A 10,598-nucleotide genomic window follows, 5' to 3' on the forward strand; every position below is an offset into this window, starting at 1 on the left:
AAAGGGCTACTCCGTAAGGTCACGGTGAAGAATAATGGTCAGCAGCTCCGCAGCTATACCTTAAACTATGAAGAAGGACCATTTGGCAAAATGCTGCTAAAGAGCATTGATCAGCACGATAGTAGGGATGGTAAGGTTGCTACACAATCCTTTGACTATTACAATGACCTCAAAAATGGTCTTTTCTCTTCTAAAGCAGAGGTATGGAAGGCCGAAGGAGAAGATTACGAGTCATTCCTCAGCCATTCGGTTCATGGGTGTGATGACTATCTTAGTCTCCTTGGTGGTGGAGCTTCGAAAAGCCGTACTACAGGTAGGGGAATAATGATAGGTGTTGGTTTCACTGGTGGAACAGTAAACGTCGGTCCATCTTTCTCTAATAGCAAAAGTTCAAATACAGGTAAAGTTGCTTTCGTAGATATTGATGGTGATGGACTGCCTGATAAGCTTTTCAAACGAGGTAACAAACTTTTCTATCGTAAAAACATGAGTGCAGATGGAAAGGATTTACTCTTTGGTAAAGCGTTACTGATACCAGGAGTAAACTCTTTCTCTGAAGGTAATAGTATCAGTCGTTCTCTTAATGCAGATGCTGCTGTTGAAGTTGGTATTACAAATAAACTTGGAGCTTCTGTTGGAATTTCCTATACCCATTCAAAGGATCAGGACAAGACAACTACCTATCTTTATGATTTCAACAGTGATGGACTTACAGATATAGCCGTCAATGGTCAGGTATATTTCAATCATATTGTAGACGGAAAACCAGCATTTAGTCCTGCAAGTAGTGTAACTGCCAATCCTATTATTGGTGAAGGGGCGCCTATTGATAAACATTTTATACCAGACTATAAGGTTATCCGTGACTCCTTGGAAAAGGAATATCCACTGAATGATGCCGTCCGTATGTGGTGCGCACCTTTTGCTGGCAGGATCAACATACAAAGTACTATAAAGAAGCTTAGCAATCAAGGTGATGGTATCATCTACAGCATTCAACATGAGGGTGACGGTTTCATGGTTCGTGACTCTTTATTGCAAGCTGGTAGCAAAACCAACAATCTTAATTGTAATGTAAAGGTAGGCGACCGTATCTTCTTCCGTCTTCAGTCTCGATATAATGGTGAGGACGACAGGGTTCTTTGGAATCCTATAATTACTTATACCTCTTTGCCTGTCGGCAAAGATAGGTATCTGTCGGAAGACTTAAAAACATATAGCAGCAAAGCTGATTATATAGAGGGTGAAAACAATGTAGCTATCTTTAATCGTACTGGTAAGGTTACGCTCCATGCTCCTTATATGAAAGGAAAGACTTCTGATGATGTTACACTTATCGTCACACGCTTGGACCATCATGGTGAAACAATTGTTAAACGGCTTATACTTCCAGCTGACAGTATAGTCAATGGCTCCTATGACTATACTGGTAACATAGATGAGAAAGATTCTGTTTCATTCTTCTTCGAAATCAAGACCACTTCTCCCCTCGATTGGACTAAGGTACAATGGGCAGGTAACTATTTCTATGAGACGGATCAAGACCGTGTACGTTTTGTGGCATCTCGTAGGATGTTTAATAAGCCTGTCAGCATCGCAGAGCGTAAAGACCTAAAACAGGATGCAACGGTACGGAGTAGAAAGTACAGACCAACGCTTTCTATTGTTCCTATGCTCTCTGTCGTACGCAAGGACAATAGAAATGATATAGATACAGCTACTGTCTATCTGACCTTACACGATAAGGATGGAACTCCTGTGTTGCATCATACCTGTAGGTTGAACGCATCCAATACGCTCAAGCCAGATATCATCACTATTACAGATACCACACTGATCAAACGATTGAGTTTAGGCAAGATAACGGCAACCTTTGCCATAGAGAATGAATTGGCAAGTGTGAGACAGGCTAAAGTAAACTTCCTTCGAGACAGTCTCTCTTATCAGAGTGCAACATCAATGGTAGTAACAGGTGAACAACGTGTACTTGTTGATACATTAGAGGCTTGTGTTTTCTCTGGGTATAACTCTATTGATTATGGGAGGCTCTACCGAGGATGGGGACAATTTGCTTATAACGGCAATAAAGCTTATGCCTCCCAGCCAATAGAAGTATCAGCACTGACCATTGACAGGGATAAATATAAGGATATAGCTGAGCATTATAAATCCACGCACGATGGCAAGCAACTTGCAAAGAGTCTTACTCCTGTCAATGAGCAGCGTTTCTTTGTGATGGGCTATGACACAAACAAGAGGATGTATATTGGTGGGTCAGAACATGTTTTTATCTCTTTAGATACAATTTGTAGCTCTCGTATCGGCGAGGATGCTATCATAATAGACAGTGTTCATTATGCTAAGAATGCAGGTGAATTGTCTGCCCCTGTGCTCATGAGTGAGTCAAAGAGTAATGGCTATGGTGTAAGCGGTGGAATCTCCTATGCAGGACTCAGTGGCAGCAAGAGTACACAGACTTCTTATAGCAAGGTAGCTCTAATGGATATCAATGGTAATGGTTACCCTGATTGGTTAGAGGAAGTGGATGGCAGTATTGTTACTCAATACACAAAAGCAACGGGTACACTTGGTGAAGATCGCATGAAATTAAATGTCAGTCGACCAAGATTCAAAGCAAGCTCTTCTACTGTCGGAGCAAATGGAAGTCTATCAAAACAGGCTTCGGCAAAGAACGCTTTAGCTATTAGTATCAACCCTAAACCACAAGACGATGAAACTCCAGGCGGTAGTGATACACATAATTCATCCAATGGTAATGCTATCTCCAGTGTGTCTGTGAGCGCTAGCGGAAACTTTACATCAGGAACGTCTCATACAGAGAGTGATTGGATAGATCTCAATGGTGACGGACTACCTGATATGCTCTTTGATGACAAGGTGAAGTTTGGTCTTGGATATAACTTTACAAATGAGGAGAGTAGTGGTGTAACTTCGTTGGAGTCTTCTGAAAATAGCACATGGGGTGCAGGGCTTGGTACATCCATTGGGGTACTTGGTAATGCTGATATTTCTTTCGGTGTCAACGGAACAAAGACGACAACCAAATATAATGTATCTTTTATAGATGTTAATGGTGATGGCTTACCTGATAAGATAACTCGCAGTGGTGAAAAGTTCACTATAATGCTGAATACGGGTTCTGGTTTTATTCCTTATTCCGAAGAGCAACAAGGTCGTTTCAATGAGTCATTGGCAACGTCCGTTTCTCAATATGGTAATTTTGCTGTCTCCATTCCAATACATATTCTGTTTTTAAAACTAAGGTTTACAGCTAAGGTTACCAAATCTTGGTCAAGTGGCGTTAGTTTTACAAGCGCAGCCCTGAGAGATATTGACGGTGACGGACTACCTGATCTTATCATATCTGATGGGGCAAAGCAGCTTGTTGTTTACCGCAACCTTACGGGCAGAACGAATATGCTCCGTTCCGTGACACTTCCTTTCGGCGGACATATCAATATCGGGTATGAGCAGACAACTCCAAGTTACGATTTGCCGGGACGTCGCTGGGTGATGTCATCGGTTGAGACGACAGGTGGATACAAGGAGAACGGAGCAGTACGAAGCAGGAATACTTTTGAATATAGCGGTGGCTATCGTGACCGTCGTGAGCGTGACTTCTATGGTTTCAAGCAGGTACGTACCAATCAGATAGACACTGAGAACGGTGACAGACTCTATCGTTACTCCGTACAGACCTATGGCAAGAACAGGGATTACTATGCGCATGGACTTGTTACGAGTGAGTATCTCTATACGGCTGAGGGAAAGAAACTGCAGGGCGCTGTCTACGACTACGACTTAAAGACACTCGCCGTTGGTAATAATACGACAGATGCTGTTGTCTTCCCTGCCCTAAAGACACTCGTTCAAAGTAACTTTGATGAAGCCAGTGGGGACAGTCTTTCGGTTGCTGTCAGCAATACTTACGATGACTATGGTAACCTACAGGGATATAAGGAGACAACAACAGCCTATAGCTTAGAGGCAAACATTAACTATCATAAGATAGCCGACAAGTATATTGTCAGTGTTCCGAGCCATATCGCTGTCAGCAGTGGCGGTAAGACTTATCGTGAACGCAGCACGAAGGTGGACGGTAACGGTGAGATAACGGAGATCGTACTTCATAATGGTGACAAGCCGTCTGTCTATAACATGACTTACGATGGCTATGGTAACATCACACGCATGACGAAGCCAGAGAACTATAACCATCAGCGTATGTTCTATGCTTATACCTATGACGACCGTTATCATAGTCTTGTGACAAGTGTCAAGGATGCCTACGGCTATAGCTCCAGTACAGCTTATGATGGTCTTTGGAATGCTCCGTCTGTAACGACCGACCTTAACGGGCAGAAGATGGAATACACCTACGATGCACTGGGCAGACAACAGACAATCCGTGCTCCGTATGAGATAGAGAGCGGTCAGCCATTTACTATCCGCTTTGAGTACTTCCCTGCAGAACGCAAGGCACATACCATCCATTATTCTAAGGAAGGCAACATAGATACCTATACCTTTGCCGACTCGCTGATGCGTGCCGTCCAGACGAAACAGACGGGCGTGGTCTGGTCCGGTGGCAGCAATCAGAAAGTCTCTATCGTCAGTGGAAGGGCTGTCATCGATGCCTTCGGACGTAACATTACAGTTTATTACCCAATGACGGAGAGCTATGGTAACATCGGCACTTACAACCATGCTACGGGTGATCTGCAGGCAAAGACAGAGTATGATGCGCACGACCGTACTATGAGTGTTACGCTTGCTGATGGCAGTGTGACACGTACGGCTTACTCTATCGGTAGCCATGACGGTGAACCGATGCTCCAGACAACAGTCACGGATGCACTGGGACGACATGCGGAGAGCTATACCGATGCCAAGGGACGTAACCGTGAAACGGTGCAGCATGCCCGTGGTGAGGAGATCACGGTGAAGTACAGCTATGACCCTGTCGGACAGGTGATGACGGTTCAGCATCCTAATGGCAAGGAGACGAAGTATGCCTATGACTTGCTTGGTCGGAAGCTGATGGTGAATCATCCTGATGCAGGTGAGACGGATATGACCTATGATGCGGCGGGTAACCTCCTGACGAAGCTCACGGCAGAGCTTAGGAAGTCGATATCTGACAAGGGTTACATCTCTTACACCTACGACTTCGAACGATTGCACGAGGTGCTTTATCCTGAAAATCTCTTCAACCGTGTTACCTATACCTATGGTAAGGCTGGCGATAAGTATAACCGTGCCGGTCGTCTTGCCCTTGTAGAGGATGCTTCGGGCGGTGAAGCCTATTACTATGGCAGACAGGGTGAGGTGACAAAGACCGTCCGTACAGTCATGGCGAGCGTGGCGGATATCAGGACTTATGTCTATGGTGCTACGTATGACAGCTGGAACCGTGTGCAGACGATGACTTATCCTGACGGCGAGGTGGTGACTTATCACTACAATGCTGCTGGACAGGTGGAGAGCATGACAAGCAATAAACAGGGACGTCAGAGCGTTATTGTTGACAGGATAGGTTACGATAAGGAGGGTCATACGGTCTATACAAAGCTTGGTAATGGCACGGAGACAACCTATACCTACGACAAGCAGCGTGAACGTCTGCAGGTGATGAACCTTACAGCGGATGGTCAGACTGTGATGGAAAATAGATATCGCTATGATGCTGTGAATAATATCCTCGGTATTACGAATGCTGCCAACCCAACGTCGCTTACAAAACTCAATAGGGCGAAGTTAGGAGGAAGGAGTTCGCATACGTATGAGTATGATGAACTGAACCGCCTTATTCATGCAAGCGGTAAGGCTAAGCGTGCATCGTATGATATGGTGATGTCGTTCGGACAGATGAGTGAGCCACTGACTAAGGTACAGAAGGTGGACTCAACAACAACTGCGAAGTCTTATAACTTTGCTTATAAGTATGAGGACAGCAACCACCCGACGGCTCCAACGCAGATTGGTCACGATCATTACACGTATGATGCCAATGGTAATCCTACGCTGGTAACGAACGACTCTACGAACACTACCCGTGAGATGTACTGGGATGAAGACAATCGACTGATGGTACTCTCTGATAATGGCAAGACGAGTCGTTATACTTACAACGCCGCCGGTGAACGTATCATGAAGAGTTACGGTACGATGGAAGGTGTGTATATCAATGGTGCACCGCAAGGAATCACGTTCCACGAGACAGATAACTTTACGCTTTATCCTGCCTCAATAATCAGCATTAACAAGAATCGCTTTACGAAGCATTATTTCATTGGTGACAAACGAATCGCCAGCCGTATCGGTACAGGCCTGTTCAACAACGTTTACGGGCGCAACGGCTCATACGTAACTGCTGGTCAGCAGGACTATGCTGAACGCATGAATCAGATTCAGAAGCAGAAAGAGGCATACTATAAGCAGCAAGGTATTGCCCCTGGAGTACCTACAATGAAGGGCGCATATGGTGACCCCGAGAATACAAAACGAGGGTATAACTCTATCATTGACACACTCGGCAACCACGATGTGCCACAGGGTTGGATTCAGACTCCACGCCCCAACACCACACCGAATACCAACCCCGGTCCGCCTGTAAGTTGGAATGACCCGAGTAACCCTGACGACCCGCAGGCTGGTTATGGTTATATTCCTAATGACACTACGAAAGAGGAAACTTTCTTCTATCATAGTGACCACCTTGGCAGCACGTCCTACATCACTGATGACCACGCCAACATCACCCAGTATGATGCTTACCTACCATACGGTGAACTGTTAGTTGACGAGCATAGTAGCAGTGAAGAGCTACCATATAAGTTCAATGGTAAACAGTTCGATGATGAGACTGGCTTGTACTATTACGGAGCCAGGTACATGGATCCCAAAATCTCCATGTGGTTGGGGGTAGATCCTATGATAGAGAAATATCCAGAAATCAGTCCATACATTTATTGTCATAATAATCCTATTGTCCTAATTGACCCAGATGGGAGACAATCCAAAGTACCACCAACAATTATTCAAATAATAGATTATGGTACCAAAAATAGTAAAAAATTCTCATCTTTAATGAAAGCTGCAAATGTAAATAAAGCAAATATTAATAGTGTTATTCGCTTTGGAAATGAGACTAGTACGGATCCTATTACGGGGCATATCCAAATAACGAAGGATAAAAGAGTAAAATTCCAAGTTATAAAATTAACACACGAATTATCTAATAGGGCAAATAAAGCTAAGCTTGCAAAAGCTACAAATGATGTTGCAAATAAGAAAATATCTCCAGAAGTTTATGCTAAGAAGATAATGGAGACAGAACTTGATGGTCAGATAAACCAAATAAAGGTTGCGGCTGATATTGGGTTTCAATATCCAGGAGAAGGAAATAAAAGAATTAATTCCTTAATTCAAAATTATTCTAAAAATAAAAATATAAACTTACGGAAGATATTATCTCCCAATACCTCACTCAGAAAAGATTATATCAAACAAGGTAAAGCAGTACGAAAACAATAAAAAATAGATATGAAAAGATTTGGCTTACTATTGATTGGCGTAATGCTTGTTATTACAACTAACTGTAATAATCAGCAGTTAAATAACAGATATTCATCGAATAACTTATCATTTATAAAGAATGATAAACTTCATTATAATATCCTCTTAGTCGCATGTGACACCTGTGTTCCTATTATGAATAAGGGCTATAGAGTGCGTGTTAAGCTGACAGATAAACAGAAAAGTATCGTTAAGAAAATAGAAAAGGAAATGTGGAGACACTTATTATCTGATAAAAAGACCGATTTTGCAGCAAATCTGATCCTCTATGATATTTATGATAAAGATGCTATTCTACTCTTTGGATTAGGCAACAATATAAGAGATTGGAGGAAAAATCTAAAACGGGATGATACATTGTTTTGGTTGAAGAAATTAAAATGAATTCGTATTGGTCATCAAATATAAAGCGTTATGAGGAATATTATATTCATTTTATCGATGCTTCTCATAAGGGCGGGACACTCCTAAAGCAGATACGAGCAATGGTAGGCTTTGGACAAAGAAAGTGAATTAATAAAAAATACTTATCAATGGAGTATGGCATATATTGCTCCATTGATAAGTTAAAGTTTTGATTTCCTCTATTAGATGATAAAGACAGGGAGAGTTATAAATAAAGAAGAAATGTCTGTGAAGTCCATCATAGCAGAAACTCTTATAAGCAAAGGAGTTGGACATATTCTCCCGTCAAGCTATCTAAAAAAAGCAACAGCAGAGGCTAGGCATAACTATAGTGTTGCTTTACATAAATCAGAAAAATTACAGTCACGTAGAACTCCTAACATGAAATTAATTAGAAATGCTAAATCAGCAATGAGAGAAGCGAGAGCATTATATGGGACTTTGGTCTCATTTACAACAGGGGTAGAGACGGTAAAAAAAGAAGTTGGAAAGAAAGTACAATCACAATTACCTAAAGATTATGGTGGTCAATAAAATGGAATACAAACAAGTTCGTAGATATTTTCTATTGATGATCTCTGGCTGTATTATATATTTATTCTACAGTATTATAGTTGTTTATTACGATACTCAAGCAATTAAATCGGGTCCAATTAAGTCATATAAAATAGTGTCAGAACATAGTGGTGCTATAAATATAACTTCATATATCATAGTACGTTATATGAGTAAGGAATACACTGTCACAGTAAGTAGGAAGGATATAAATGACGGGAATCTAAATAAAATTTTATACCATAATAAATGGAATGATACACTTTTTTATGATGAAAAAGAGGATATATATGTTAGGTTGGGAATTCTTTCATTAGGCCTGCTCTCAGTACTTTGCATGAGACTCTATATGAAAGGTTATCATGGAAATAAGAAATGAAGATTATTTTTGCCCTTTTGTTCTTGCTCTTGTAGAGAATGCTTCGGGCGGTGAAGCCAATTACTACGGTCGACAGGGTGAGGTGACGAAGACCGTCCGTACAGTCATGGCGAGCGTGGCGGATATTAGGACTTATGTCTATGGTGCTACGTATGACAGTTGGAATCGTGTGCAGACGATGACTTATCCTGATGGTGAAGTGGTGACCTACCATTACAATGCTGCTGGACAGGTTGAGAGTCTGACGAGTAATAAACAGGGACGTCAGAGCGTTATTGTTGACAGGATAGGTTACGATAAAGAGGGTCATACGGTCTATACGAAACTCGGTAATGGCACGGAGACTACCTATACCTACGACAAACAGCGTGAACGTCTGCAGGTGATGAACCTTACAGCGGATGGTCAGACTGTGATGGAAAACAGGTATCGCTATGATGCTGTGGATAATATCCTCGGTATCACGAATGCCGCCAACCCAACATCGCTGACGAAACTCAACAAGGCGAAGCTGGGAGGAAGGAGTTCGCATACGTATGAGTATGATGAGCTGAACCGTCTTATTCATGCAAGCGGTAAGGCTAAGCGTGCATCGTATGATATGGTGATGTCGTTCGGACGGATGAGTGAACCGCTCACTAAGGTGCAGAAAGTGGACTCAACCACAACTGCCAAGTCTTATAACTTTGCTTATAAGTATGAGGACAGCAACCACCCGACGGCTCCAACGCAGATTGGTCATGATCATTACACCTATGATGCCAACGGTAATCCAACACTGGTAACGAACGATTCGGCGAATACTACCCGAGAGATGTATTGGGATGAAGATAACCGACTCATGGTCTTAAGCGATAACGGTAAGACGAGTCGTTACACTTACAACGCTGCCGGCGAGCGCATCATGAAGAGTTACGGTACGATGGAGGGTGTGTATATCAACGGTGCACCACAGGGTATTACCTTTCATGAGACGGACAACTTCACACTTTATCCTGCAAGTATCCTCTCTGTCAATAAGAATCGTTTTACAAAGCATTACTTCATTGGTGACAAACGAGTTGCTTCAAGGATAGGAACAGGTCTGTTTAACAACGTTTATGGACGCAACGGCTCATACGTAACGGCTGGTCAGCAGGACTATGCAGAGCGTATGAATCAGATTCAGACACAGAAAGAGGCGTATTATAAGAAGGTGGGTGTAGCTCCTGGTGTACCGACAGAAAAGGGTGCATATGGTGATCCAGAGAACACAGGTGTAGGTTATAATTCTGTCCTCACAGAACTCGGTAACCATGATGTGCCACAGAGTTGGATTCAGACTCCACGCCCCAACACCACACCTGGTACCAACCCCGGTCCACCTGTAAGCTGGAATGACCCGAGCAACCCTGATGATCCACAGGCTGGTTATGGCTACATCCCTAATGATACCACAAAAGAAGAAACCTTCTTCTATCATAGTGACCACCTCGGCTCAACGTCTTACATCACTGATGATAAAGCCAACATCACTCAGTATGATGCTTACCTGCCGTATGGTGAACTCCTTGTAGACGAACACTCTTCATCCGAAGACTTACCATACAAATTCAATGGCAAACAGTTTGATGAAGAGACTGGCTTGTACTATTATGGTGCAAGGTACATGAATCCTATG

3 protein-coding genes and 1 pseudogene are annotated in these 10,598 nt (G+C 42.7%); all 4 read left to right on the forward strand.

Annotated features, from left to right (window positions below; all coding sequences use genetic code 11):
* A partial coding sequence (locus O3603_RS11500; protein WP_371522950.1) for an RHS repeat domain-containing protein occupies positions 1-7,557 on the forward strand: 7,557 nt, incomplete at its 5' end.
* A gap of 9 nt (positions 7,558-7,566) precedes the next feature.
* The gene (locus tag O3603_RS11505; RefSeq protein WP_044112173.1) at positions 7,567-7,983 is read left to right on the forward strand and encodes a hypothetical protein; all 417 of its coding nucleotides are present in this window, start codon (positions 7,567-7,569) and stop codon (positions 7,981-7,983) included.
* Between the two features lie 207 nt (positions 7,984-8,190).
* On the forward strand, positions 8,191-8,538 hold the full coding sequence (locus O3603_RS11510; RefSeq protein WP_371522952.1) for a hypothetical protein: 348 nt from the start codon (positions 8,191-8,193) through the stop codon (positions 8,536-8,538).
* Positions 8,539-8,960: 422 nt separating this feature from the next.
* Positions 8,961-10,598: pseudogene (locus O3603_RS11515) on the forward strand (hypothetical protein); the annotation flags it as partial.

This window comes from Prevotella sp. 20925_1_30, assembly GCF_041433025.1.
GTDB lineage: Bacteria > Bacteroidota > Bacteroidia > Bacteroidales > Bacteroidaceae > Prevotella > Prevotella vespertina.

Excerpts from the sequence above, each read along its gene's own strand:
- O3603_RS11505 (WP_044112173.1), top strand. The coding sequence starts at position 7,567 with ATGAAAAGATTTGGCTTACTATTGATTGGCGTAATGCTTGTTATTACA.
- O3603_RS11510 (WP_371522952.1), top strand. The coding sequence starts at position 8,191 with ATGATAAAGACAGGGAGAGTTATAAATAAAGAAGAAATGTCTGTGAAG.